This window comes from Hymenobacter cellulosivorans (assembly GCF_022919135.1).
Taxonomy (GTDB): domain Bacteria; phylum Bacteroidota; class Bacteroidia; order Cytophagales; family Hymenobacteraceae; genus Hymenobacter; species Hymenobacter cellulosivorans.
In genome coordinates, this window is record NZ_CP095049.1 from 2,268,617 (window position 1) to 2,292,338 (window position 23,722).

A 23,722-nucleotide genomic window follows, 5' to 3' on the forward strand; every position below is an offset into this window, starting at 1 on the left:
GTTATTCGCCTCGTACTTCTCGCTATACCTAGTGCATGAAACACTTTTACTTATTGGGCCTGCTGCTGCCTACGGCCGCCTTGGCGCAGGCGCCTACTTTGGTCACGCGCCTGCCTGCCGCTAACGCCCCGGCCGTCGCGCGCGACACCGAGGTGGCCCTAACTTTCTCCGAAGCCATGAGCACCCAAACCGCCGCCCCCGACGCGGTGCGCGTGGTCAGCCAGTGGCGCGGACTGCTGCCGGGTACTTACTCCGGCGGGGGCACCAATACCATCCGCTTCCAGCCCAATAAGCTGCTGCTGCCCGGCGAGCCAATGACGGTGGGCGTAACTACGCGGGCCACCAGCCGAGCCACGAGCACCATCGCCGTGCCCAGCCAGTACCAGTTTGCCGCCCAGGCTCCCGCTGGCAGTGGCCGCTTCGGCGCCGAGTTCGAATCCGTGAGCGTGGGCGCTACCCCCTACAGCGTGGCCGTAGCCGACTTTAACGCTGATGGCAAGCCCGACTTGGCCACGGCTAACAACGGCAGCAATACAGTAAGCATCCGCTTGGGCGCGGGGGCCGGCATCTTCACCGGTGCTGCCGATGTACCCGTGGGCTCTGCGCCACGTAGTGTGGCCGTGGCCGACCTGAACGCCGACGGTAACGTAGACTTGGCCGTGGCCAACACTGGCAGCAACACAGTCAGCATCCGTCTGGGCGCGGGTAACGGCTCGTTCACCGCCGCCCCCGATGTAGCTACAGGCGCTACCCCCTACAGCGTGGTCGTAGCCGACTTTAACGCTGATGGCAAGCCCGACTTGGCTACGGCCAACAATGGCAGCAACACGGTGAGCATCCGCCTGGGCGCGGCCGATGGTACCTTCACCACTGCCGCTGCCAGCCCCGCCGACGTGACTGTGGGCACTAGCCCCCAGAACGTGACCGTGGCCGATCTGAACGCCGACGGCAAGCCCGACCTAGTTGTGGCTAATAATGGTAGCAGCACCGTAAGCATCCGCATGGGTGCGGCCGACGGCACCTTTACCAGCGCCACCGACGTACCCGTGAACCTTGGCCCCAGCAGCGTGGCCGTGGCCGACTTCAACGCCGACGGTAACGTAGATTTGGCCGTGACCAATAACGGCAGCAGGACGGTGAGCATTCGCCTGGGCGCAGGCAACGGCTCGTTCACCGCCGCCCCCAACGTGGCCGTGGCCCTTGGCCCCTACAGCGTGGCGGTGACCGACTTCAACGGCGACGGCCGCCCCGACCTGGCCGTGACTAACGGCACGAGCAGAACGGTGAGCATCCGTCTGGGTGCGGCCGACGGCACCTTTACCGGTACCACCGACGTGGCCGTGGGCAATAACCCCCAGAGTGTGGCCGTGGCCGACTTCAACGCCGATGGCCGCCCCGACTTGGCCGTAGCCAACACCAGCAGCAATACGATAAACATCTGCTTCAACGGCGGCAGTACCTTCCCCGGCGACGTGGGCGTAGGCTTTAACCCCTACAGTGTGGCCGTGGCCGACATCAACGGCGACGGTAACGTAGACCTGGCCACGGCCAACATCAGCAGCAACACGGTGAGCATCCGCCTGGGCGCGGGCAACGGCTCGTTTATCGCCGCCCCCAACGTGGCCGTGGGCAATAGTCCCCTGAATGTGGCCGTGGGCGACTTCAACGCTGATGGTAAGCCCGATCTGGCTGTGGTCAACCAAAACAGCAGAACGATAAGTATCCGCCTGGGCGTGGGCGATGGTACCTTCACCAGCGCTGCCGACGTGGCCGTGGGCATTAATCCCCAGAGTGTGGCCGTGGCCGACCTAAATGGCGACGGCTACCCCGACTTGGCGGTTGCCAACGCCAGCAGCAATACGGTGAGCATTCGCCTGGGTGCAGGCAACAGTACCTTTATCAGCGCCGCCGACGTGGCCGTGGGTACGAGTCCCAGCAGCGTGGCGGTGGCTGATTTCAACGCCGACGGTAAGCCCGACCTGGCCGTGAGCGTCAACGGCAGAGCGGTGAGCATCCGCCTGGGCGTGGGCGACGGCACCTTTACGAGTGCCGCCGACGTGGCCCTAGGCAATATCCCCCAGAGTGTGACCGTAGCCGACCTGAACGCTGACGGCCGCCTCGACTTGGCGGTAGCTAACGGCGGCAACAACACAGTGAGCATTCGCCTGGGTGCAGGCACCGGCACCTTCACCGGCACCACCGAAGTAGCTGTGGGCTCTACTCCCCGCAGAGTGGCCGTGGCTGACCTGAATGGCGACGGCTACCCCGACTTGGCGGTGGCCAACGGCAACAGCAACACAGTGAGCCTTCGCCTGGGTGCAGGCAACGGCACTTTTACCGGCACCACCGACATGGCCGTGGGCAACAGCCCCAACAGCGTGGCCGTGGCCGACCTGAACGGCGACGGCCGCCCCGACTTGGCGGTGGCCAACGCCAGCAGCAACACGGTGAGTATCCGCTTGGGCACAGCCAGCGGCTCGTTCTCTGGTACCACCGACGTAGCCATGACCGTGGGGAATAACCCCCAGAGCGTGGCCGTGGGCGACTTCAACGCCGACGGCTACCTGGACCTGGCCGTGGTCAATAACAGTAGTGCCACGGTGAGTATCCGCCTGGGCGCGGCCAATGGTACGTTCACCAACGCTGCCGATGTGGCGGTGGGCACGAATCCCTTCGGTGTGGCCGTGGGCGACTTCAACGGCGACAGCCGCCTCGACCTGGCTGTGACCAACGGCAGCAGCAGTATAGTGAGCATCCTCTCAGGCACGGGCAACGGTACCTTCACTACTGCCGACGAGCTGTTTGTGCGCAATAAACCCTTTAGCGTGGCGGTGGCCGACTTCAACGGCGACGGTCGTCCCGACCTGGCTGTGGCCAACAGCCACAGCAGTTCGGTGAGCATCCGCCTGGGCGCGGCCGGCGGCTCGTTCACCAGCGCCGCCGACCTGGCGGTGGGTAATAGCCCCAAAGTGTGGTGGTAGCCGACTTCAACGCCGACGGCAAGCCCGACCTGGCCGTAGCCAATAACAGTAGTGCCACGGTGAGCATCCGCCTGGGTGCGGCCAATGGCACGTTCACCAGCGCCGCCGATGTGGCGGTAGGTACTAATCCTAGCAGTGTGACCGTGGGCGACTTCAATGCTGACGGCCGCCCTGACCTGGCCGTGGCTAACGGCGGCAGCAACACAGTGAGCATCCGCCTGGGCGCGGCTAACGGCACGTTCACCAGCGCCGCCGACGTGGCGGTAGGTACTAATCCCAGCAGTGTGGTGGTAGCCGACTTCAACGCCGACGGCAAGCCCGACTTGGCAGTGGCTAACGCCAATGGCAACTCAGTGAGCATCCGCCTGGGCGCGGGCGGCGGCTCGTTTACCGGCACCACCGACGTGAGCGTAGGCCTTAGCCCCAGCAGCGTGGCCGCAGCCGATGTAGATGGCGACGGTGACTTGGACCTAGCCATAGTCAACAGCAGTGGCAACTCAGTGAGCATCCGTTTCAACATCGACGGTGGCAATAACGCCGGCCCCTTGCCGGTGGAACTGACTTGGTTCACGGCCCAGCGTCAGGACGCGCGGCAGGTGCAGCTGCGCTGGGCCACGGCCCAGGAACTGCACAACGCCGGTTTCCAGGTGGAAAAGAGCCGCGACGGCCGCCGCTGGCAGCCGCTGGGCTTTGTGTCCGGCCAGGGCAGCAGCACTACGGCCCACCAGTACAGCTACCAGGATGCCGAAGCCGGCGCGGCTTACTACCGCCTCGTGCAGCAGGACCAGGACGGCAATGAAACAGCATCCCCGGTGCGCTACGTAGCTGGCGGCAAGACCCCAGCGCTACAACTCTTCCCCAACCCAGCCACGGCTGCGGTGCAACTGCTTGGCTCCGACGCCACGGTCGAAGTGCAGCTGCTGAATCTGCAGGGCCAGGTGCTGCGCCGCCTGCCAGCCGGTACCACGCAGCTGGAGCTGCAGGGGTTGCCAGCCGGACTGTACTTGGTGCGCTGCGGTCAGCAGGTGGCCCGCCTTGTAGTCGAATAAGCTTGCCTACTCCCTACTTGAAAAAAGCCCCATCGGCAGTTGGCCGGCGGGGCTTTTGTATTGAGGCCGGAAGGCTTAGAAGCTACGCTCGTAGCTAATAGCGGGCAAAAACGGGAAGAGGCTCAGCTGCTTGAGCTGCTTGGTGCCTTCCGGGGTTTGGTTATAATAGATGTAGTAGGGGTTGTGGCGGCTGTAGACGTTGTAAGCGCCCAGGCGCCAGATTCGCTCCCCATGCCGCACAGGCTTGGTAAAGGTGGCTCCTATATCCAACCGGTGATAGGCCCGCATGCGGAAGCTGTTTTTAGGCCCGTAGAGTTCCGCCGCCAGATAGTCGTAGCGGTTTATGGGGATGTACGATTTCGGTGTGGACCCGTAGCTCTGGCTGATAACGCTGTAGTTACCCTGGGCTAGGGTCAGGGCATTACCAGTGCCGTACACCCAGGTAGCCGACAGCGTAATGCGCGCACTCAGGGCGTAGATACCCACGATGGAAGCATCGTGGCGCCGGTCGTACTTGTAGGGGTACCACTGCTGGCCGTTAAGCTGGTCGAAGCGCCGCTCGTTGCGGGCCAGGGTATAGCCCACCCAGCCGGTCAGGCGGCCGGTTTTGCGCTGTACCAGCACTTCCAGGCCCTGTACCCGCCCCCGGCCGCCTGTCACCACCTTGTCCTGCCAATCCTGGGAGCTGTTGTAAAAGGTGGCGCCCTCCCGAAACTCAATCAGGTTGCGTAGCTGCTTGGCAAAGGCTTCCACGCTGATTTCCAGCCCCCATTTGGTAAGCGTGTGGGCCACGCCCAGGGCTACCTGCCGGGCCCGTTGGGGCGCCACACGGGCTGTGGCCGGCACCCACAAGTCGGTGGGCAGGCCCGCGCCGTTGTTAGAAAGCAAGTGCAGATACTGCTGCATCGAGGCGTAAGACGCTTTCAGGGCCGTATGCTCGCCCACTAGCCAGGTGGCCAGCACCCGCGGCTGCACACTGCCAAACGAGCGGCCCGCCACGGCGTAGCGCACGGCCCGCACCCCCACGTTGGCCGACAGCCGCGCACCCAGCCTGATTTCATCCTCGGCGTACACGCTCAGCTCCCGGGCCGCCACCTTGCTGGAGCCAAAGGTTGTATCCCGGGCGGCCTGGGTGGTGCGGGTAGTGAAGTAGTTGACGCCGGGCGTGAAGCCGTGGCGGATAATGCTGCTCCCGAACCGCACCTGGTGCCAGGGGCTGGGGTAATAGTCGAAGTCGGCTTTGAACTGCGCGTCCTGCACCCCCGACGTGAATTCGGCCTCACTGTCCTCGTTGCGGGTGCTCCCCGGCGTACTGCTCTCCAAATGGTAATACTGGCCGTTTTCGTAGTGGAAGCGGGTAAAGGCCAGGGTGGCATTACCAAACAGGCGGGGCGTCAGTTCCCGGTTCCAGCGCACCGAGGCTAGGGCATTGCCGAAGCGCAGGTCGCTGCCGCCCTGGTAGGTGTAGCTGCCCTGGGGGCTGGGTATGGTTTGGGGCTTTTGGGTGATGAAGAGCCGGTCGCCGCCCAGGTAGAGCGCGGCAAAGACCTGGTCGCGGGGAGTAAGCTGGTGGCTGACCTTGGCACTGGCATCATAGAAGGAATAGCCCACCACGCTGTTGCCGCCGGAGGACCGGGCGCTGGCCAGCCGCGAAAACAGGTCCAGGTTGCCGCGCCGGCCCGAGACAAGAAAGGTAGTCTTGCCTTTGTTCAGAGGCCCTTCCAGCGAGAAGTGCGTCGCCAGCACGCCCACCCCGGCCGAGCCGCTCAGCTTTTGCTTGTTGCCTTCCTTGAGGCGCACGTCCAGCACCGAGGAAAGCCGGCCGCCGTAGCGGGCCGGAAAGCCGCCCTTAATCAGGCGAATGTCGCTGATGGCGTTGGCATCGAATACCGACAGGAAGCCTCCGATATGGCTCACGTAGTAAATCGGCACGTCGTCGAGCAGGGTCAGGTTCTGGTCGGGGGAGCCGCCGCGCACGTACAGGGCCCCGCTGCCTTCGCGGCCGGCCTGCACGCCCGGCATGAGCTGAAAGGCCCGCAGCACGTCGGGCTCGCCCAGCAAGGCCGGCAGCTTCCGTAGCTGGGCCACCGGAATCTGCAGGGTGCTCATTTCCACCCGGCGCTCCAGCGGAGCTTCCTGCGAAGCCCGAATTCGCACTTCCGCCAGCTCATTGTCGGCCGTCAGGGCGAAGGCCCGGGTGGCTGTCTGGCGGCCCGAAAGGGTAACGGTTTGCCGCTGATACCCCAGGTAGCCGGCCGTGAGCCGCACCGAGTCCTGGCTGGGCAAGGTCAGAGAGTAAAAGCCGGCCGCGTTGGTGGTGGTGCCCGTAGCACTACCGGCCACAAATACGGCCGCGCCCAGCAGCTTTTCGCCGGTCCGGGCGTCGCGCACGGTACCACTGAGCGTGATGCGGCTTTGGGCCAGGCTAGGGCAGCGGCCGACCAGCAGAAGCAGCAAAACAAGGCCTCCAGCCCGCAGAAGCCGGCTGTGGCAGATACAGTAACAGTAGAGCGCCATCTTAGCGGGGGCGTAGGCGTTGGGTGTTCTGGGAATAGCCCGCCACCACCCCGTAGCCGCCGGCTACATTGGAGTACATGGTGCTGGGGTCGCCCAAAAACAGCAACTGATTTAAGTTGTAGGTGTCGCCTTTGGTGCCCTGGTTGTAGAGGTGCCGGGTCCAGCTTTTGCGATACTGATAGTAGGCCCGGCTCACCGTGCGCAGCACCAGGAGCGGGTCGCGGGTGGTGGGCGGGCCGGATGAGCCGCCGCCAGTGTGGCCGTGGGTTAAAAAGGAGCCACGTAATTCGAACGCCTGTCCGTTGAAAAGCCGATCCGAAAAGACCAGCGACTGGGGCTCAAACTCCTTATCATCTTCGGCAGCCAGCGCCGCGTTGCCCCGCACATCGAGCGTGAGGCCCTGGTTTTCCTGGTAGCAGCTGATTTCGTAGAAATTGGTCTGGGCAGCCGGGTCCGTGAATCGTACGACAATGGTGCCGAGTAGCTCGTTGTTGCGGTCGGTGCCGGTCGGGAAGGAGTACCAGGCCTCGTCGATAGGCACCCGGGTGGGTATCGTGTCGGAAGCCTGCGCGGTGGGGTAGCCCTCCAGATCGGCTTGCAGGGTGTAAGGGGCTAGGCTGGCGGGCTTGCTGGGCAAGGAGTACAGGCCCTTACCCTCACTTGCCAACAGCTCGGCGGGCCGGCCCGGCTGCAGCAAATACACCTTCGCCGTGGAAAGCACCCGCGACGACGAATCCAAGGTGCTCGTGACGCGGCTGACCTGCACCCGAAATACGCTGTCGGGCGTCAGAATGGAATTGAGAACCAGCTTCTTCGGCGGCTCGGGCAAATCGGCATCAATCTGGTCGATGCAGCCGGGCAATACGACGGCTCCACCCGCAAGCAGAATAATGACACACTTACTTAAAACTCGCATAAGAATTGGGCTATACTACGCTAGACAGCCCCATAACGCGGAGAAGAATCGGCGTAGTGTAGCCCGGGCGGCAAATTGCTGAGTCTGGCTTCCTCCCTGCCCGGTGGTATTGCCTAAACCGAGCGAGGCGGCCAGCATGTCGCGTGAGGCTTGCAGGTGGCGGCAATGGTTGTCGTACGGTTCGTCGTACAGGACGGGGTAAGGGAAGAGATAATAGGATAAAACCAGGGACCGGGGCAGCGGGTAAGCGCGCTGTGTAAAAGGCGCCGAGCCAAGTAGATAGGGTAGCAGTAAGCAGCGGGAATATGAGAAGAAATGCGCGATGCTACAACGGCAGCCGTTCGTAGGATAGCAATATTCTTTGCCAGACCTTTACCGGCTTATCTGACTTACGCGCTTCTTATCCTATTGCATGAAACACTTCTTCTCTTGGCGGCTGGTTCTCAGCCTCTGCTGCTCGTTACTGCTCTTTACTCGGCTGGCTTCCGCCCAGGTGCTAAGCGGCACTTTTGATGCTGGTTACAGCCATTCGGTTTCTATCCACCCTGATGGTACGCTCTGGGCCTGGGGCAGCAATGACAACGGTCAGCTCGGCGACGGTACCCTGACCCAACGCTTCAGCCCGGTACAGGTCGGCACCGCCACGACGTGGAAAAGCGTGGCCGCTGGCAGCAATTACACCGTGGCCCTTCAGGCCGACGGCACCTTGTGGGCCTGGGGCAGCAATAGCAACGGTCAATTAGGCGATGGTACTCTGACCACTCGTACCAGTCCGGTAAAAATCGGGGGGAACGCTACGTGGAAAAGTGTCAGCGCCGGCGACAGCCACACGGTGGCCATCCGAGCGGATGGCACGCTCTGGGCCTGGGGCAACGGCGCTCAAGGCAGAGTAGGTAACAGCTCTACCAATGGCACTAATTTTACTACTCCGGTGCAAATCAGCACTGTTGCTACCTGGCAAAGCGTCAGCGCCGGCGGCAGCCATACCGTGGCCCTACAAGCCGACGGCACGCTGTGGGCCTGGGGCTCCAACAGCCACGGCCAGCTCGGTAACGGATCCACCACCAACATATCTTCCCCGACGCGAACTGATTTTGCCACGTGGAAAAGCGTGGACGCTGGCGGTAATTACACCCTGGCCATCCGGGCCGACGGCACGTTGTGGGGCTGGGGGTCCAATGTGAACAGCGAATTGGGCGATGCTACCCTGATCAGCCGCACCAGTCCGGTGCGTATCAGTAGTGTTGGCAGGTGGACAACGGTGGAAGCGGGCGGCAGCCATAGTGTAGCTACCCAAGCCGACGGCAGCCTGTGGGCCTGGGGGTCGAACACCTTCGGCCAAGTAGGTGTGGGCTTTACTTCCGGCCATGTAAGTACCCCTATGCAAATAAGTGCCTCTAGTACGTGGGTCAGCGCCGTGGCCAGTGGCAGCCACACCGTGGCCCTGCGAGCCGACGGTACCCTGTGGACCTGGGGCCAAAATGCCTTTGGCCAACTCGGTACGGAGAGTAACTCCCGTACTTATATAGCTACTCCATATCCTATTGAGCCAACAGTTACCACGTGGCGAACCATTAGCGCGGGCGATAGGCACACTCTAGCGATAAAAGCGGATGGCACGTTGTGGGCCTGGGGCAGCAACTCAGATGGTCAGCTCGGCGATGGCACCACTACCCGTCGTACGGTGCCTACGCAAATCGGCACCGCCACCACGTGGCAAAGCGTCAGCGTGAGCTACGGCCATACCCTAGCGATAAAAGCGGACGGCACGTTGTGGGCCTGGGGCGATAATACTAACGGCCAGCTCGGCGACGGCACCACCACTGGGCGTACGGTGCCTACGCAAATCGGCACCGGTACTACGTGGCAAAGCGTTGGCGTGGGTTACGGCCACACGGTGGCGCTGAAGACCGATGGCACATTGTGGGCCTGGGGTAACAACTCCGACAGCCAGCTCGGCGATGGCACCACTACTCGTCGTACGGTGCCCACGCAAATCGGCACCGCCACGACGTGGCAAAGCATCAGCGTGGGCGGCTTCCACACCTTAGCGATAAAAGCGGACGGTACGTTGTGGACCTGGGGCTACAACTTCAACGGCCAACTTGGCGATGGCACCACTACCCGGCGTACGGTGCCTACGCAAATCGGCACCGCCACCACGTGGCAAAGCGTTAACGCGGGCGACAGACACAGTGTAGCGATGCGCACGGATGGCACATTGTGGGCCTGGGGCGACAACTCCGACGGCCAGCTCGGCGACGGTACGACTACCCGGCGTATGGTGCCCACGCAAATCGGGACCGCCACGACGTGGCAAAGCGTTAGCGCGGACAACTACCACACCCTAGGGATAAAAGCGGACGGCACGCTCTGGGCCTGGGGGCGCAATGAGGTAGGCCAGCTAGGTGACGGCACCACTACCCCGAGTAGGACGCCCACGCAAATCGGGACCGCCACCACGTGGCAAAGCGTTAGCGCGGGCACCCACCACAGCGTAGGGATAAAAGTAGACGGCACGCTCTGGGCCTGGGGAAACAATGAAAACAGCCAGTTGGGCACTACAGACTACACAGCTACCTACATTCTCACCCCCCGCCAGGCCGATGCGGCCCTTGTTACGCTCAGCTTGGCGGCTTCCCGCAGCTCCTTTAGTGCCGGTATCCGCCCCAACGGGGTGCTGGTTATGTGGGGCGAGAACAGCCGCGGTCAGCTCGGCAATGGGACCACCTCCTTTACCGCCAACAGCCGGCCCATGCCGGTAGGCACCGCCACCAGCTGGGTACAGGTCAGCACCGGCAGCAGCCACACGCTGGCCGTGCGCGCCGATGGCACGCTCTGGGCCTGGGGCAGCAACAGCCAGGGCCGCCTCGGCGACGGTACCCAGAACGACCAAGCCAGCCCGGTGCAGATTGGCACTGAAACCAACTGGACCCAGGTGAGTGCCGGCGAGTACCACAGCGTAGCCTTGAAGGCCAACGGGACGCTCTGGACCTGGGGCTACAACGTCGACGGCCAGCTTGGCGACGGTACCCTGACCCAACGCCTTAGCCCGGTACGAATTGGTACGGGTACCAACTGGGTGCAGATTAGCGCCGGCAACAACCACAATTTGGCCGTGCAGGACAATGGTAGCTTATGGGGCTGGGGCAACAACGGAGCCTACCAGCTCGGCGACGGCACCACCAGCCGGCGCAGCAGCCCCGTTCAGATCGGCACGGCCACCAGCTGGGCCAGCATCAGCGCCGGCAACACGCATAGCACGGCCGTGCGCGCCGACGGCACGCTCTGGACCTGGGGCAGCAACGGTAGTGGCCAACTCGGCGATGGCAGCAGCGCCAGCACCCAGCGTACCGTGCCCACGCAAATCGGCACCGGCACCTGGACGCAGGTTAGCGCGGGCTTCTTTCACACCGCCGCCCTGAAGTCCGACGGTACGCTGTGGACCTGGGGCTATAATGACGGCACCGGCCAGCTCGGCGACGGTACCACCGTGAGCAAAACCAGCCCCGTGCAGGAAGTTACCCTGCGCACCGACTGGCGGCAGGTAGCCGCGGGTCAGTTTCACACCCTGGGGCGTACCCCGCAGGCCTTTGGCTTTTTGAGCACGGGCCTCAATAGTGCCGGCCAGCTCGGCGACGCCACCACCACCCTGAGCACCCGTTTCGACCGGGTTAGCCCGTTGCTGTCGGTGCAGCCGCTGCCCGTCGAGCTAACGACTTTCACTGCCCAGCGCAGCGGTCCGCACCAAGTAACGCTGACCTGGACCACGGCCCAGGAGTGGAAGAATGCCGGCTTTACCGTGGAAAAAAGCTACGATGGCCGGCAGTGGCAGGCCCTGACCTTCGTGCCCGGCCACGGCACCAGCACGACCGCCCACCAGTACCGCTTCCGTGACCCGGAAACCAACGCGGCCTACTACCGCCTCGTGCAGCGCGACACCGACCAGGCCGAAACCAACTCGCCCGTGCGCCGCGTAGCCGGCGGGGGCGAGGCGGCTGTGTTGCAGCTGCTGCCTAACCCGGCTACCACGAGCGTGCAACTGCTGGGTGCCGCCGCTGGGACTGAAGTGCAATTGCTGAACCTGCAAGGGAAGGTGGTACGCCATTTTGCCGCTGGTGCCACGCAGTTGGAGCTACAGGGGTTGCCAGCCGGGCTTTACTTGGTGCGCTGCGGTCAGCAGGTGGCCCGCCTTATAGTCGAATAGGCACAGAAAACTAGCTGCAATAAAAAAGCCCGCTGCGTGCAGCGGGCTTTTTTTGTGGTGCCTTACTCCGTCACCCAGGTTACTTTCTCCTCAATGGGCTTGCGCAGGTTGCGGCCGGGCTGCTGGGCTACGTAGCCCAGGTAGAAAAAGCCGAGCAGCTTATCCTCGGGGCCGAGGCCGAAAAAAGGCTTGGCTTCTTCCAGGTAGGTGATGCCGCCCGAGCCCCAGTAGCCGCCCAGGCCGTGGGCCACGGCCGTCAGGTGCAGGTTTTGCACGGCGCAGGCCACGGCTTCCACTTCCTCGATTTCGGGCAGCACGTGGTGGCGCTTCAGGCCGATGGCAATGACGTGGGAAGCCAGCAGCGGATTCTGCGCCAGCTTCTGGGCTTTCTTCTCATCCACAAACTCCCCAGCCTGCTGCCGGTACAGGTTGGCCTGAAACTCGGCCAGCTTCGCCAGCCCAGCGCCCTTGAACACCACGAAGCGCCAGGGCTCGGTGCGCTTGTGGGTGGGGGCCCAGTTGGCATTCTCCAGCATCTGCTGCACAATGTTGTCGGGTACGACGTGGCCGGGCTCGAACTGCACCGTTTGGATGCTGCGCCGGGCCCGAACAAGGGCGTCGAACTGGGCGGGAGTAGGTAAGGCGGTTTGGGAAGTATCGGACATCGGGAAAGGAAAGTTTGGGAAGAAAACACTAAACCCCACCTTCTTCAAGAGAAAGTGGGGTTTGACTTAGTGGGCCGGCAGCAGCTTGGGGTCGTCAGGACCAGGGTTGAGGCGGTCCTGGTCGTGGTGGCCACCGTGCTCGTCGTCGGGCTTGTAGTTGGCTTCCATTTCGGCCAGCTTGGCTTTGCCGTAGGCCAGGCGAGTGATAAGCACGTAGAGCACCGGCACGATAAAAATGGCCAGAATCGTAGCCGAGAGCATGCCGCCGAGCACCGTCCAGCCGATGGTCTGCCGGCTCTGGGCCCCGGCGCCGGAGGCAAACACCAGCGGCAGCACGCCCAAGATAAAGGCCAACGAGGTCATGACGATGGGACGCAGCCGCAGACGCACGGCTTCGAGCGTGGCATCGACCAGCGGCATGCCCTTATCTACCCGCTCCTTGGCAAACTCGATAATCAGGATGGCATTTTTGGCCGACAAGCCGATCAGCGTAATCAGACCAATCTGGGCGTAGACGTTGTTGGTGAGCTTGGGCAAAAACGTGAGGGCCAGGATAGCGCCGAAAGCGCCCAGGGGCACGGCCAGCAGCACCGAGAAAGGCACCGACCAGCTTTCGTACAAGGCCGCCAGGAACAGAAACACGAAGGCAATGGACAGGGCGAAGATGTAGACGGTTTGGCCGCTGGCCAGCTGCTCTTCCCGCGTCAGGCCTGAGAATTCGTAGCCGTAACCCTGGGGCAATGACTGGGCCGCTACCTCTTTGAGGGCGTTGATAGCGTCGCCGGAAGAATAGCCCGGGGCGGCGTTACCGTTGATTTCGGCCGAGCGGAACAGGTTGTAGTGCGAAATCAGCGGGGCCGACTCGGTGCGCTTATAGCTGGTGAGCGTGCTCAGGGGCACCATGCCACCCGAGGAGTTGCGCACGTAGTACTGACCCAGGTTCGAGATGTCGGCGCGGTACATGCTGTCGGCCTGGGTCACGACGCGGAAGTTGCGGCCGTACACGGTAAAGTCGTTCACGTAGGCCGAGCCCAGGTAGGTGCGCAGGGCCGTGCCAATGTCGGAGATGGATACGCCGAGCTTCTTGGCTTTTTCTCTATCAATCGTGAGCTGGTAGCCGGGCGTGTTGGCAGTGAAGAAGGAGAAGGGCGCCGCAATTTCGGGCCGTTTGCGCAAGGCACCTAGAAAGTTCTGGAGCGTGGCGTCGAAGTTCTTGATGTCGCCGCCGGCCTCGCGCTCCTGGAGCACGAAGCTAAAGCCGCCGGTGTTGCCCAGGCCCGGAATAGCGGGCGGGGAAATAACCACCACGTTGGCTTCCTTGAGACGACTCAGGCGCTGGGTGACCGTCGCAATCAGACCCTGGAGCTGCACTTCTTTGTCTTTGCGGTCTTCCCAGGGTTCGAGCTGGCAAAACACGGTGCCGCTGTTCGACTTGGACGAGAAGTTTACCGCGTTCAGACCACCCAGACCGGCGTAGTGCCGGATGCCTTTGATCTGGCCGAGCTCCTTCATCACCTCGTTCAGCGTGTTTACGGTGCGCTCGGTCGAGGAAGCTTCGGGTAGGTTGAAGGTCACGATGAGACGGCCTTCATCTTCGGTCGGGATAAAGCCGCCGGCCTTGTTCTTGAACAAAAGCCCCGTGCCGGCCACAATGCAGACCAGAATGATGACCACCAGGCGCGAATTCTTGATGCCGCGCTGCACGCCGTTGCCGTACTTGCCCGTCACCTTGTCAAACCAGGTGTTGAACTTGTAGAAAAACTTGTCGAGGCCCCGCGAATTTTCGTCGCGCTTGTGGGGCTTGAGCAGCAGCACGCACAACGCCGGCGTGAGCGACAAAGCCACGAAGGCTGAGATAATCACCGAAATGGCAATGGTAATGGCAAACTGCTGATAGAGGCGGCCGGTGATGCCGGGAATAAAGCCCACGGGCACGAACACCGCCGCCAGAATCAGGGCAATGGCAATAACGGGAGCGGAAATCTCGCGCATGGCCGCCAGCGTGGCGTCCAGGGGCGAGAGGCCCCGCTCGTTCATGTTGTGTTCCACGGCTTCGACCACCACAATGGCGTCGTCGACCACAATCCCGATGGCTAGCACGAAGCCGAACATGGTCAGCGTGTTAATGGTGAAGCCCAGGGGAATAAAGAAGATAAAAGTGCCGATGATGGACACCGGAATAGCCAGTACCGGAATCAGCGTGGAGCGCCAGCTTTGCAGGAACAGGTACACCACGATGATGACCAGCACCAGGGCCTCGACCAGCGTGTGCAGCACCTCGTTGATGGACACTTTCACCACCGAGGCCGACTCGAAGGGAATCACGTAGTCGAGGTCGGTGGGGAACTGCTTTTTGAGCTGGTTCATGGTCGTTACCACGTTCTCGTAGGTATCGAGGGCGTTGGCGCCGGGAGCCTGATACACGAGCAGGTAGGCGGCGCGCTTGCCGTCCACGAAGGAATTGGAGGCGTAGTTGAACTTGCCCAGCTCCAAGCGGGCCACGTCCTTGAGGTAGACCACCGAGCCGTCGTCGGGCCGGGTCTTGACCACGATGTCGCCAAACTCTGCGGTACTCGTCAGGCGGCCTTTCACGAAGACGATGTACTCAAACGTCTGCCCGGTCTGGGCGGGCGGGGCCCCGATGGAGCCGGCCGCAATCTGGGCGTTCTGCTCCTGAATGGCCGCCGTCACTTCCTGGGCCGTCACGCCCAGTTGGCTGAGCTTATCGGGGTTAAGCCACACCCGCATCGAGAAGTCGTCGGCCCGGCTCACGATGTCGCCCACGCCCTTGGTGCGCAGCAAAGCGTCCTTGATAAAGACGTTGGCGTAGTTGTCGAGGAAGGTGGTATTGTGCGAGCCTTTGGGGGCGTACATAGCTACCAGCATCAGAATGCTGGGGTTCCGCTTGCGCACCACCAGGCCCAGGCGCTGCACTTCCTGCGGCAAGGTCGGCTGGGCAATGCCCACGCGGTTTTGCACGTCGAGGGCGGCGATGTTGATGTCGGTGCCCACCTCGAAGTTCACCGTCATGCTCATCTGCCCGTTGCTGGTGCTATTGCTTTGCAGGTAGGTCATGCCCGGCGTCCCGTTTACCTGCACTTCCACGGGCGTAGCCACGGTTTGCTCCACGGTTTGGGCGTCGGCGCCGGTATAGGTACCACTCACTGATACCGTGGGCGGCGTGATTTCCGGATACTGCCCCACGGGCAAGCTCAGGATGGCCAGCACCCCGACCAGCACAATCACCAGCGAGGTGACAATGGCCGTAACGGGGCGCCGAATAAAGGTTTCTGCAATCATTAGTGCTGCTCTTAAGGCTGTTTAGGTCTTCGCTAAGGCTGTTTTAGTGATACCTAAGGCTATTTCGGTCTTAGCGAAGACCATTTGGGCATTAGCTAAGGCTGTTTTGGTCCTAGCTAAGACCATTTTGGTGATCCGTATGACCAAAACAGTGATTCGGATCGGTGTTTCGGTGATTGAAATCGTCGAAACGGTCGTTTTGGCAAGGTCAACCACCCCGCCCTTCAGGCATCCCCTCATCTAAGGAGAGGCATGGGGGTTACTTAGCGGCGGTGGGCGCTGCGGCCGGGGCGGCGGTCGTAATCTGGCCCCCGTCGCGCAGGCGGTTCAGGCCCTCGGTCACGACTTTGTCGCCTTCCTTGATGCCTTCCATAATCACGATCTGGTCGCGCAGGCGGGGGCCGAGCTGTACCTTGCGCTGGCGGGCCTTGCTGGAGTCGCCGGCAATGAAGACGAAGTTTTCACCCATCTGCTCCACCACAGCCTTGAAGGGAATAACGAGGCGGCGGCCCGACTGCCGGTTGAGCACTCGCAGCACGGCGCTCATGCCGTCCTTGAGCTGGCGCTTGGGGTTGCTGAACTGCACTCGAATCTGCACAGTCCCCGTTTGCTGGTTGACGCCCCGGTCGATGGCCAGGATCTTGCCCGGCTCAGTGTAGCGGGTACCGTCGGGCAGCACTAGGCGGAAGGTCGAGTCGCCCCGGCCGCCAGCGGTGCGCTGCAAGTCTACGAAACGAGCCAAATCCGACTCGGTAATCACGAAATCCACGCCCATCGGGTCCTCCCCGCTGATGGTGTTGAGCAGCGTCGAGCCCGGACTAACCTGGGAACCCAGGCGCACCTGCGAAATACCGATACGGCCCGAGAACGGGGCTGTAATCAGGGAGTAGCTGAGGTCGGTGCGGGCCGCGGCCACGCCGGCCTGGGCCACTGCTACCTGGCTCTGGGCCGTGGCGTAGGAGGTCTGGGCGTTATCGACGATCTGGCGGGCAATGGCGTCTTGCTGGGCCAGGCGCTGGTAGCGGTCCAGGTTCACTTTAGCGTTTTGCACCACGGCCTGGGTGCTGCGCAGGCCCGCCAGGGCCTGCTGATAGGCGGCCTCGTACTTGCGCCGGTCGATTTCATAGAGCGTTTTGCCCTTCGTCACCACGTCGCCTTCCTTGAAGAAGATGCCGGTAATGAAGCCCGCCACCTGGCTGCGCAGCTCCACGTTATTGATGGCCACCACGGTAGCCGGATACTCGTCGTAATACACCGCGTCGGTGGTGCGGGCGTCTACCAGGGTTACGGGCGTAGCTGGCGGCGGACCGGCGGGCTTGTCGGCCTCTTTGTTGCCGCAGCTGGCCATAAACAGCAGGCCGGATGCGTAGGAGAGGGCAAGAATCGTTTTTTTCATATTCAGGTTTGCGTAGAGCTCAGAGGTCAGAACTCAGAGCTTAGAAGCAGGAAAGGCAGAAGCGGAGTGCCGCGAGTTTCGGTCAGACTGCCAATACAGTCTAAGCCCTAACTTCTCGGCTCTGAGTTCTAATAAGCAACGGGCAGGCTGCCCTGGGCACGCAGCAGGTCGACTTTGCTGCTGAGCACCTGGAACAGGGCGCTGTAGTAGTTGAGCTGGGCCGTGCGCAGCGTGGTTTGGGCCACAATCACGTCGAGGTAGGTCTTGATACCCTCGCGGTACTGCAAATCCACCACCGAATACACTTCCTTAGACAAGGCCAGGTTGCGCTGCCCGATGAGGTAGTCGGCATAGTAGCCCTTGTAGGTAGCCAGGGCCTGCTCAAACTCGGTGTTGATGCGGTTGCGGGTAGCTACGATGTCCTGGTCGAGGCGCTGGTCGGTGAGCCGCTCGCGGCGCAGATTCTGCAGGCGCCGCCCGCCCTGGAAAATCGGTAGGCTCAGCTGCAGGCCAGCGTAGGAACTGGGGAAGCGCTGGCTGTAGAGGTCACCGAAGTTGTTGTTCTGGAACACCGAGTTGTAGTTGCCAAAGGCCGACAGCGCCGGCAGAAAGCCCCAGCGGTAATAGCTGATCTGGGCCTGCTGCAGCACTTTCTGGGTTTGGAGCTGCTGTATTTCGATGCGGTTAGCCGCGTCCAGGGCCACTGCCGTGTCTACCACCGCGTCTTGCGTCAGCCGCAGGGTGTCGTACTGCAGAGCCAGGGGCTGGGCGCCGGCTAGGCCCATGAGTTCCTTCAGGTAGGCCGACTTAGCCTTGATAGCCTCCACTGCCTGCTTTCGGGCTACGATGGAGTTATTCAGCGAAATTTCGGCCTGCTTATAGTCGATTTTATCCACGATGCCCACGTCGTAGCGGGCCTTGGCGTCCTTTAGGCTGCGCTGGAGCCGCACGATGTCCTCGCTGAGCACGTCGAGCTGGCGCTGGGAAAGCAGCACGTCGTAGAACGCCTTGCTCACGTCCGACACCACGTTGATGCGGACGTTGGTAGAATTCTGTTGGTAGAACTGCCGCGACGGCCGGGCGCTGCGCAAGGCCAGCTGCACGTCATTGTTGTAAATAGCTTGGGTGGCGCCTATACCAATAGTGGACGTGTTGCGCAAACCAATCTGGCGCGGCACGTTTACGCCCTCAGCGTTGGGAAACACCGTGTAGGGCAGCTGGAAATAATGCTGGCCGGTGGCGTTAAGGTTTACCTGGGGCAGCCAGCCGGCCAGCCCGATGCGGATGGTGGCCTCGTTGGCTTCCTCATCGATGCGGGCCTGACGCAGTAGGGGCTGATTCTGAAGGGCAAACTGGAGGCACTGTTCCAGGGTGTACTGGCTGGTGGTTGGCGGCGCGGTGGGCTGCGCCAAAGCCAGGAAGGGGGCAAGCAGAAAAAGGCCAAACAGTGACCAGACAGCTTGTTGATTTTTTTTCATAGCGGGCAAACTAAACGGCTCCGACAGGAGCCGCACACGGGTGTTGGTCCCTGCGCAGGCAGGGGGCACGGAGAATAAACGTAGTGTGCCGGGCGCGGGAGAGGGTGGGAGCCCGGCGCGGCGGTAGGATAGGTCGGCATGCAGCCTACGCGGCGGTCTGGGGCCCGGGCGCGTGGTGCTGCGGAATAAGAAAGCAGCTGGCACGTTTTGCCGCTGCCGGCCGCCCACCGCGGGCGGAGGCGACCAGAAGCCTGTTAAACCGGAGTGCTCAAGAAAAGTTATGCCGCTCAGCTCTCTTTTCCGCGCGGTACCGGGCCGGCCTTTGCAACGGCTTCAAAGTCGGGGCGGGGAGTGGGGGTTGCACGCGACCTACATTTTTCAGGACTGTATCCCGGCGGGCCGAGCTTTCGTATGCGGCTCCAAGAGCCGACCTTTCCACCCCTATGCAACTATTGTCCCCATCCCCGCTGGTCGATTTATCCTACCGTCCCGATTTGCATATTCTGGTAATGCGCTGGCTGAACACGGTGGAAGAAGCCGAGGCCAAGCGTATCTACCAAGCTGTGGAAGTAACCGCCGAAGACCAGGAGTGTCGGTTTTGGTTGATTGACGCCCGCCGCCGGCCCAGCTTCAATGCCACCGTTACCCAGTGGGTTTTCGAGGAGCTGGCACCCAACGTAGTCGGCCGCTTCGGGGGCCCCCTGCACTTTAGCTACCTCGTGTCGCCGGAGCACTTGGCGGGCGCCCAGGAGTTCTTGCGTACCCACGTAACACCCCACCGGGCGGCCTTGCCCTACCGCCTGCACTACGCCACCGATGAAGGCACCGCCACGCAGTGGCTGGTACAGGCCCAGACCGTGCCGACGGCCCAATAGCACCCTAAAGGCCCTTGGGCCAGAAGAGTAAGCTTTTCCTGGCTCGTCCATCCACTTCGGTAATGGAGTATAAAATAGTTTTAACAGCAGCGACCTACTAGCCCTGGGCTGGTAGGTCGCTGCTGTTAAAACTAAAGTGCTGGCAGCTAATAAGGCCTTACATAAACAGCTTGCGCAGGGCCCACAGGCTCCACACAATCACCATCAGGCCCACGCCCACGAACATCCAGCGCGTGGGAATGCGGCCGGTCAGGCGGGCGGCAAATGGCGCAGCGGCAATACCGCCTACCACCAGGCCCAGGATAATCTGCCAGTGAGTGATGCCGATGGTGGCAAAAAAAGTAACGGCGCTGGCAAAGGTCACAAAGAACTCCGTGACGCTGACCGAGCCGATGACGTACTGCGGCGTGCGGCCCCCGGCAATAAGGGTGCTAGTAACCAATGGACCCCAGCCCCCGCCGCCGAAGGAGTCGAGAAAGCCGCCGGCCGCGGCCAGCAGCCCGAGTTTCTTGTGCTTGGTGCGGGCTTTACCGGGCTTGCTGAAGGCTTTGGTCAGGATACGAGTCCCGAGCAGCAGCAGGTACAGGGCCAGCAAGGGCTTGACGTAGGCCCCATAGGTTTCGCCGAAGCGGGACAGCAGATAAGCACCCGTAATGGCCCCAAGCACACCCGGAATCAGCAGCACCTTGAACAGCTTCTTATTCACGTTGCCGAAGCGGTAGTGGTGGTAGCCCGAGGCCCCGCTGGCAAACATTTCGGCGGTATGAATGCTGGCACTCACGGCCGCCGGCGCAATGTTAATGCTCATCAGACTAATGGCTGTCACGACGCCGTAGCCCATGCCCAGCAGCCCATCCACAATCTGGGCCCCGAAGCCAATGGCCACGAAGATGTAGAACATCCGGGCATTGGAAGCTACGCCCCAGACCTGGTCCCAGGTGACGTAATACGAGAGGATATTAAAGACCAGCATGCCGGCGAAGGCCAGCAGAGAGGCCGTGGCAATCTTGCGCCAGCGCGCCGCCGCCGGCGACTCATACGCTGGCCCACCGGCCAGCTCGGCCGTCACGGCGTTTAGCGACTTGACCTTGTTAGCAAAGTCGCCGGCCAGCTTGCCCCGGATGATGGTCATGTGCTGCAAGACTTCCTGCAGCTCGTTGGGCAGGGCATCGGCCAGCACCGTGCGCAGGCGCTTGGCCACCGTGGGTGACTTGCCGTTGGTAGAAATGGCAATTTTCAGGTCGCCTTTCTGTACGATGGAGCCCAGGTAAAAGTCGCACTCGTCGGGCGTGTCGGCCACGTTGCAGAGCAGACCCAGGTCGGCGGCGTGGGCCTTGATGCCGCGGTTGAGCACCGGGTTGTCGGTGGCCACGAAGATGATATCGTGGCCTACCAAATCGACATGGGTGTAGGCGTGGTGACGCAGTTGCAGCTGCGGGTGCTGCTCGGAGAGCAGCAGGATGCCGGGCAGAAACGTCTCACTGACCACCGTAACGGCCGTGGCCGGGCTGTTGCCCAGAATGGCGGCCAGCTTTTCCAGGCCTACGGCGCCGCCGCCCACCACCAGCACCCGAAACTTCTCCAGCTTCAGGAACACCGGAAACAGGTTGTTGCCAGCCGGGGCAGCCGTGGCGGGCGGGGCCAGCGGAGGCAAGGCTACTTCGGAAGGAAGAGGCAAGGTCATGGAAAGGTGATTGGCAAACGAAAGAATAGGAGCAGAAAGGAGCGGAGCAGACAGAACCCGGCGCTAGGCGTGGAAGTTCTGTCCGTGGGTGGTAGTGGCCACGACGCCGCGGCGCACCACGAAGTCGCCGAACCGTTCGGCGGGCTGCCGCTCGGCGGCGTAGGCTTCGAGCAGGGGCGTGAGTTCCTGCAGGATTCCGTCCTCGTCGAGCATCTCGCGGTAGAGCTTGTTGAGCCGCTCCCCGGCGTGGTTAGCCCCTAAGTATAAGTTATATCGGCCAATTGCGCGGCCCACCAGGCCGATTTCGCCCAGGTATGGCCGGGCGCAGCCATTGGGGCACCCCGTCATCCGAATCAGGATGCCGTCGTCGGTCAGGTTGTTGGCCCGGATGACCTGGTCAATCCGGTCGAGCAGCTGCGGAAGGTAACGCTCAGCTTCCGCAAAGGCCAGGGAGCAAGTGTTTAACGCAACGCAGGCCAGGGCGTTAAGCCGTAGCGTAGTTTGCTTTTCGGTCTTGCTCCACACCCCGTTTTCCTCCAGAATAGTCTGCAGCCGGGCCCGGTGCTTGGGACTTACGTTGGCAATGGTCAGGTTCTGGTTGCCGGTCAGGCGAAACTCGCCGGTGTGGAAACCGGCAATTTCACGCAGGGCGGTTTTGAGTAGGTAGCCCGGCTTGTCGTACACCCGGCCGCCCTCGATGTGCAGCGTCACGTGGGCCTGTCCGTCCTTACCGCCGCTCCAGCCGAAAGCATCCCCCGAGGTTTCGAAGCGGTAAGGGCGGGCCGGAGTTAGCGCGTAGCCCAGGCGCTGGTGCAGTTCAGCCACGAAGGCGTCGAGGCCGAATTTGTCGATGGTGTACTTGAGGCGGCTAAACTTGCGGTTTTCGCGGTTGCCCCAGTCGCGCTGAATCGTCAGTACTTTCTCGCACACGTCCACCACTTTATCGGCCGGTACGAAGCCGATAAGGTCGGCCAGGCGCGGGTACGTTTCGGGCATCCCGAAGGTCATGCCCATACCGCCGCCGATGGCCACGTTGAAGCCCAGCAGCTGGCCTTTGTGCTCAATGGCAATCAGGCCAATGTCGTTGGCAAACACGTCGGCGTCGTTGGTCGGCGGCACGGCCAGGGCAATCTTGAACTTGCGGGGCAAATACGTCTTGCCGTAAATCGGCTCGAAGTCTTCCTGCTCGCCCTCATTGATGGCGCTGGAGTAGGTCGATTCGCCGTTCAGCCACAAATCCCAGTAGGCCGTGGTGCGGGGCGTGAGGTGGTTGCTGATGGCCACCGAGGTTTCGTACACCTGCCGGTGCAATTCGGATTCCTGGGGATTGGAGCTGCACATCACGTTGCGGTTCACGTCGCCGCAGCCCGCTATGCTGTCCATCAGCACCTGGTTGAAGCCGGCAATGGTCTGCTGTAAGTCGCGCTTGAGTACGCCGTGGAGCTGGAAGGTCTGGCGGGTGGTGAGCTTGATCGTGCCGTTGGCGTAGGCGTCGCTCAGGGCGTCCATGCGCTGCCACTGGTCGGCCGAGGCCACGCCGCCGGGCACCCGCACCCGAATCATGAAGGAGTAGAGCGGCTCCAGTTTCTGGCGTTTCCGCTCACTTTCCAGGTCCCGGTCGGTTTGCTGGTAGGAGCCGTGAAACTTAATCAGGTGGGTGTCGTCGGGGTTCAGAGCACCCGTCACCCGGTTCTGCAGGCTCTCGTCGATGGTACCGCGTAGGTAGTTGCTAGCGTCCTTGACGTGCTCGACTTCGGAAAGCTTTATAGTCTCAGCCATTACGGTTGGGGAGTTACGGGGGAAGGAGAAGCAGGCGTAGGCGCCGTGGCTACGGCGGGCCGCAAATCGAAATTGTGGAAGTAGAAAAGCCGGATGGTGTGTTGGTTACGGTACACATTGCCGGCCGGCAGCTGCTGAAACAGGTGCATGTAGCCGCCCTGCAGCTGGGCGTGCTTGTTGACCTGATACACCAGGCCCGCAAACAAGCGGTTCTGGTCGAAGTAGTTGAGGCGGATTTCCTTGCCGAAATTCATCATCACCTCGTTGTTCAGGAGAAACTGTACCCCGCCCGGCTCGAAGCCACGCTTAGAAAGAGGCAGAAACAGGGCCGCGTTGTAGCGGGTGCGGTAGTTGAAGTCGAACTCGTCGAGCCGCTCGTTGCTGCGAATCGTGCGCCGAAACCGTTCTTCCAGCCGCACCCACTGCATCAGCCGGGCCTTCGGGAATTTAGTAAACCACTGCACCTGCTGCCAGGGCCGGTGCTCGGCCTGCCCGATGGTGCGGGCCCCGTCGGGGAAGTGGTGCACGTAGGCGTAGCCCCCGGTTAGGCGCACGTCGTCGGTGAGGTAGTAGGTCAGCCCGAAGCGGGCCACGCTTTGGAAAGCCGACTCCACAAAATGGTCGTGCAGGCGCAGGTGCAAATCGGTCCAGGAGCCCCAGTGCTGGGAGAAGCGGGTCTGGTTGAACACGCCCAGCCAGGTCTGCTGCTCGCGCACGTACTCCTTTTGGGCATGCAGCGGAGCGGCGGCCAGTAGGAACAGCAGGATGGTAAGCAGTGGCAGGCGTTTCATGGCAGAAATGGGTTAAAAGCTTGAAGACCGAGGCTAAATCGTTGTCATGTCTCCTGCTGGACGACAGGACGTTCTTTTTCTGTT

At 62.1% G+C, this 23,722-nt stretch carries 13 protein-coding genes; 4 read left to right on the top strand and 9 right to left on the bottom strand.

Features of this window, described 5'->3' with window-relative positions; all coding sequences use genetic code 11:
• The first annotated feature begins 35 nt into the window (after positions 1-35).
• Together MUN80_RS09630 and MUN80_RS09635 are read left to right on the top strand one after the other, a co-directional pair.
• Entirely contained in the window at positions 36-2,981 is a 2,946-nt protein-coding gene (locus MUN80_RS09630) for an FG-GAP-like repeat-containing protein (RefSeq protein ID WP_244722845.1), read from the top strand.
• Entirely contained in the window at positions 2,972-4,030 is a 1,059-nt protein-coding gene (locus MUN80_RS09635; protein WP_244722847.1) for a T9SS type A sorting domain-containing protein, read from the top strand. Before MUN80_RS09630 ends, MUN80_RS09635 begins: the two co-directional genes overlap by 10 nt.
• A 75-nt stretch (positions 4,031-4,105) precedes the next feature.
• Here the strand turns inward: MUN80_RS09635 and MUN80_RS09640 are convergent, their stop codons facing one another.
• Positions 4,106-6,487: a TonB-dependent receptor gene (locus MUN80_RS09640; protein ID WP_244722849.1), complete on the bottom strand. Its 2,382-nt coding sequence runs from the start codon at positions 6,485-6,487 to the stop codon at positions 4,106-4,108.
• A gap of 61 nt (positions 6,488-6,548) precedes the next feature.
• The gene (locus MUN80_RS09645) at positions 6,549-7,463 is read right to left on the bottom strand and encodes a DUF4249 domain-containing protein (protein WP_244722851.1); all 915 of its coding nucleotides are present in this window, start codon (positions 7,461-7,463) and stop codon (positions 6,549-6,551) included.
• A gap of 412 nt (positions 7,464-7,875) precedes the next feature.
• Here MUN80_RS09645 and MUN80_RS09650 point away from each other — a divergent pair, with 412 nt between their 5' ends.
• Entirely contained in the window at positions 7,876-11,670 is a 3,795-nt protein-coding gene (locus MUN80_RS09650; protein ID WP_244722853.1) for an RCC1 domain-containing protein, read from the top strand.
• A 62-nt stretch (positions 11,671-11,732) separates the two neighbouring features.
• Here the strand turns inward: MUN80_RS09650 and MUN80_RS09655 are convergent, their stop codons facing one another.
• From MUN80_RS09655 to MUN80_RS09670, 4 genes are all read right to left on the bottom strand, one after another.
• Complete coding sequence (locus MUN80_RS09655) at positions 11,733-12,335, bottom strand: nitroreductase family protein (RefSeq protein ID WP_244722855.1); 603 nt, start codon at positions 12,333-12,335, stop codon at positions 11,733-11,735.
• A 66-nt stretch (positions 12,336-12,401) separates the two neighbouring features.
• A complete protein-coding gene (locus tag MUN80_RS09660) occupies positions 12,402-15,635 on the bottom strand; it encodes an efflux RND transporter permease subunit (protein WP_244722857.1) in 3,234 nt (1,077 codons plus the stop codon).
• Positions 15,636-15,894: 259 nt separating this feature from the next.
• Complete coding sequence (locus MUN80_RS09665) at positions 15,895-17,031, bottom strand: efflux RND transporter periplasmic adaptor subunit (RefSeq protein ID WP_244722859.1); 1,137 nt, start codon at positions 17,029-17,031, stop codon at positions 15,895-15,897.
• A gap of 128 nt (positions 17,032-17,159) precedes the next feature.
• Positions 17,160-18,509 carry a TolC family protein gene (locus MUN80_RS09670; RefSeq protein ID WP_244722861.1) on the bottom strand — a complete coding sequence of 450 codons (1,350 nt, stop codon included), beginning with the start codon at positions 18,507-18,509 and terminating at the stop codon, positions 17,160-17,162.
• A gap of 443 nt (positions 18,510-18,952) precedes the next feature.
• Between MUN80_RS09670 and MUN80_RS09675 the strand changes: the two genes are divergently transcribed.
• A complete protein-coding gene (locus tag MUN80_RS09675; RefSeq protein ID WP_244722863.1) occupies positions 18,953-19,384 on the top strand; it encodes a hypothetical protein in 432 nt (143 codons plus the stop codon).
• A 157-nt stretch (positions 19,385-19,541) separates the two neighbouring features.
• Here the strand turns inward: MUN80_RS09675 and MUN80_RS09680 are convergent, their stop codons facing one another.
• From MUN80_RS09680 to MUN80_RS09690, 3 genes are all read right to left on the bottom strand, one after another.
• Positions 19,542-21,068 (bottom strand): TSUP family transporter, encoded by a 1,527-nt coding sequence (locus MUN80_RS09680; protein ID WP_244722877.1) that lies wholly within the window; start codon positions 21,066-21,068, stop codon positions 19,542-19,544.
• Positions 21,069-21,131: 63 nt separating this feature from the next.
• Positions 21,132-22,847, bottom strand: a complete 1,716-nt coding sequence (gene cysI, locus MUN80_RS09685; RefSeq protein WP_244722879.1) for an assimilatory sulfite reductase (NADPH) hemoprotein subunit — start codon at positions 22,845-22,847, stop codon at positions 21,132-21,134.
• Positions 22,847-23,638 (bottom strand): DUF2490 domain-containing protein, encoded by a 792-nt coding sequence (locus tag MUN80_RS09690; RefSeq protein ID WP_244722882.1) that lies wholly within the window; start codon positions 23,636-23,638, stop codon positions 22,847-22,849. Before MUN80_RS09690 ends, cysI begins: the two co-directional genes overlap by 1 nt.
• Positions 23,639-23,722: the final 84 nt, after the last annotated feature.

What these genes read in the sequence shown, in the direction of transcription:
- MUN80_RS09630 (WP_244722845.1), top strand. Translation starts at nt 36, where the DNA reads ATGAAACACTTTTACTTATTGGGCCTGCTGCTGCCTACGGCCGCCTTG.
- MUN80_RS09645 (WP_244722851.1), bottom strand. Translation starts at nt 7,463, where the DNA reads ATGCGAGTTTTAAGTAAGTGTGTCATTATTCTGCTTGCGGGTGGAGCC.
- MUN80_RS09650 (WP_244722853.1), top strand. Translation starts at nt 7,876, where the DNA reads ATGAAACACTTCTTCTCTTGGCGGCTGGTTCTCAGCCTCTGCTGCTCG.
- MUN80_RS09655 (WP_244722855.1), bottom strand. Translation starts at nt 12,335, where the DNA reads ATGTCCGATACTTCCCAAACCGCCTTACCTACTCCCGCCCAGTTCGAC.
- MUN80_RS09660 (WP_244722857.1), bottom strand. Translation starts at nt 15,635, where the DNA reads ATGATTGCAGAAACCTTTATTCGGCGCCCCGTTACGGCCATTGTCACC.
- MUN80_RS09665 (WP_244722859.1), bottom strand. Translation starts at nt 17,031, where the DNA reads ATGAAAAAAACGATTCTTGCCCTCTCCTACGCATCCGGCCTGCTGTTT.
- MUN80_RS09670 (WP_244722861.1), bottom strand. Translation starts at nt 18,509, where the DNA reads ATGAAAAAAAATCAACAAGCTGTCTGGTCACTGTTTGGCCTTTTTCTG.
- MUN80_RS09675 (WP_244722863.1), top strand. Translation starts at nt 18,953, where the DNA reads ATGCAACTATTGTCCCCATCCCCGCTGGTCGATTTATCCTACCGTCCC.
- MUN80_RS09680 (WP_244722877.1), bottom strand. Translation starts at nt 21,068, where the DNA reads ATGACCTTGCCTCTTCCTTCCGAAGTAGCCTTGCCTCCGCTGGCCCCG.
- cysI (WP_244722879.1), bottom strand. Translation starts at nt 22,847, where the DNA reads ATGGCTGAGACTATAAAGCTTTCCGAAGTCGAGCACGTCAAGGACGCT.
- MUN80_RS09690 (WP_244722882.1), bottom strand. Translation starts at nt 23,638, where the DNA reads ATGAAACGCCTGCCACTGCTTACCATCCTGCTGTTCCTACTGGCCGCC.